Origin of the sequence: Aeromonas sp. 1HA1, from assembly GCF_029237385.1 — a bacterium.
Taxonomy (GTDB): domain Bacteria; phylum Pseudomonadota; class Gammaproteobacteria; order Enterobacterales; family Aeromonadaceae; genus Aeromonas; species Aeromonas popoffii.
The window spans coordinates 1-1,744 of record NZ_JAACGC010000156.1; the positions used below are offsets into that span (position 1 = coordinate 1).

The 1,744-nt window shown below is 40.7% G+C and carries 1 pseudogene; it reads left to right on the top strand.

What is annotated here, in order from left to right:
• Window positions 1–169: 169 nt before the first annotated feature.
• Window positions 170–1,543 (top strand): annotated as a pseudogene (locus GWQ22_RS21300) (P-loop NTPase fold protein); the annotation flags it as partial.
• Window positions 1,544–1,744: the final 201 nt, after the last annotated feature.

A 1,744-nucleotide genomic window follows, 5' to 3' on the forward strand; every position in this document is an offset into this window, starting at 1 on the left:
ATTGGCGAGGCCGATACCCTGGAAAAGCTCGAAGCCCTGCTGCCATGGAACGTCCCGCTGGAGCCGATTGCAAAAAAAGTGGCGCAATACGGTAAAGGCAAGTAGGTCGATTTAACGGCGCTTACCTCATAACTTCGATAATTGTAAGCTAAATCGAAAGGATTATGGCCAATTCCTTGCCAACTATCTCATTGGAGAAAAAGATGGCTTCGTATTAAATTTAAATGGCTCTTGGGGAACTGGTAAGACAGAGTTCTTGAAGCGCTTCTATGTAGAGTTGATGGATCGTGGTCACCCAACCATTTATATAGATGCTTGGGAAAGTGATTTTTCCCAAGAACCACTAACTGTTGTTGCAAGTGAGTTACTCAACCAACTTGAGCGACTGATGGAAGGGGCAATTTCAGAAGGCGTTCTTTTAGAAGTAAAGAGTGCTTTAGGAAAAGCTCTTAAAGGTACCCTGGTCGGATTGGCCGGCATTGCGTCGGCTAAATTACTAAATGACTCATCGATAGGAATGGAAGCGGTCAATAAGCTTTTAGATGAAGCACCTCAAAATATAACTAAACAGTTAGCCGAAAATTATCAAAGCCAAATCGAGGCCATCACCAACACGAGAGATGCATTAGGTAACCTTGCTAAGTCATTAGAGACTGTGAATGGTTCAGAGTTGCCGGTTATAGTTCTCATTGATGAGTTAGACCGCTGCCGCCCAACATATGCAATTGAAATGCTCGAGGTAGTAAAGCATTTCTTTTCCATTAAAAACTTTGTTTTTGTAATAGCTACGGACACTGACCAACTTTATCACTCGATAACTTCAGTTTATGGGGATAACTTTGATTCCAACCAATACCTTAAACGTTTTTTTAATAGAAAGGCTAGCTTACCCACACCAAATATAGATGAGTATATCCAAGTTAAGGGATTTGATTTTGGTAGATATGTAAAAATCAAGCTCTATCCAAATATCAAACATGGTGAATCATTTGATCAACTTGTAAAGAACAACATTACTTTATTATCCGACGCATATGGTCTAAAGATTAGAGACATAGACCAACTAATAAATAAATTACACTCCTGCTTGCGTACAGCAGAGGTGGCATGTTTAACATCAGATAAAATACAATATATAAACATCGCGGCATTAATCGTGGGGTTGATAGAGCAGGACAGCAATGCTCCATCCTTCCATGAACGTAGACATTTCAACAATACAACATCCCCAATAAAAGATGGGGGAATTGACATTGCAAAAGATCTAAACATCAAGGCATATATAGATCTATGTATGGCATCCATAGTGCTATCACATGAATATGATAAAGATAGATTTGGGAGACAAGTAATTGAACAATGCCTGCCATCGAGATCAGACTACAGGGCCATACAAAGTGAAGACCCAAGTTTGGAGTTTCTAAATTTAACTAACACGCTTGTAAGTATGGCTGAGGCATATAGTTCGAAACAAAGTGGTATAAAAGTATGGCTTTGGCCAGACATTAAGAAATCCATTGAGCTAGCAGGTAGTATTGAATAGCCGAATTAGCTGCTCCGGATAAATTATCAATAAATATAGTGCGAAAATAAACACCGGCCTCAGGCCGGTGTCTTCCCTGTCTCTTGATCAGATCTTGATCCCCGAAGCCATCATCTCTTTGGCGGCAATAAAGCCGTCCAGTTTACTTTGCAGTGTTTGCCAGCCTTCCCAGAGTGAGCTCCAGCCTGCAATCCCTGTTCG